The following is an 841-nucleotide window of genomic DNA, read 5'->3' on the forward strand; positions in this document are numbered from 1 at the left end:
GGTTTATGACGGCTCAATAGTCAACATTCGTTTGATGTTCTTTGATAGCGGACTGTATGTTAAAGATTATCTCAACTTTCAAGAAACAGATGCGCCTGATGCTATTGCATGGATTGAAGCGAAAACTCAAGTATCAGGCGCCTCTATTTCAAGCATGATCAGTAATGCGGAAAGTTTTTTAAATGCGCATCAAACTGAAAATAGCCGTCGCATCTTTGTGCCAATGCATGATGGTCGCGATGTTACGCCAGAAGTGATTGCACAGTTTCAGGCCATGTTTCATGACACAGCCGTACATCAAACCCATACCGTATCCCGTTCTGACTTTGACTTCATCTCTTTGAATAATTTATTGATGCAAGCTGACAACACACCTGAGGACAATGTGGATGCAGGGGTGTATGTACCTTGGGCGATTACCGATGATGCTGAAACGATCTTTAATCTTGAATCATGGTTTGGGGTGCGTTCAGGTGAGCCTGATATGAACCCAGCAGATATGCTGTGGAGCTGTATTACCAACACAGCTTGGGGGATGGGTCAGCCAGAGGCGATGCTGGACAAAGACAGCTTTTTAACTGCCTGGGCTGTGCTCAATCAAGAAGACATGTATATGTCGATCGTGTTTGATGATGAAGGCGAGATTGAGAAAATCATTGACTTGATTTGTGAGCACATTGATGCGGTGTGTACGGTAGACAGTCGCACCAATAAGTGGGTACTGACCCTGATTCGTGATGACTATGTTGCAGATGACTTACTGATCCTGGATGAATCGAATGTCGGGAAGATTTCAGATTATGAAATCCGTACTGCAGCAGAGCAAATCAATCAGATTACC

The 841-nt window shown here is 44.0% G+C and carries 1 pseudogene; it reads left to right on the forward strand.

The features are described 5' to 3' along the window. Window positions 1–841 (forward strand): annotated as a pseudogene (locus tag DPG01_RS18465) (hypothetical protein); the annotation flags it as partial.

Source organism: Acinetobacter sp. WCHAc060042, assembly GCF_003231195.1.
GTDB lineage: Bacteria > Pseudomonadota > Gammaproteobacteria > Pseudomonadales > Moraxellaceae > Acinetobacter.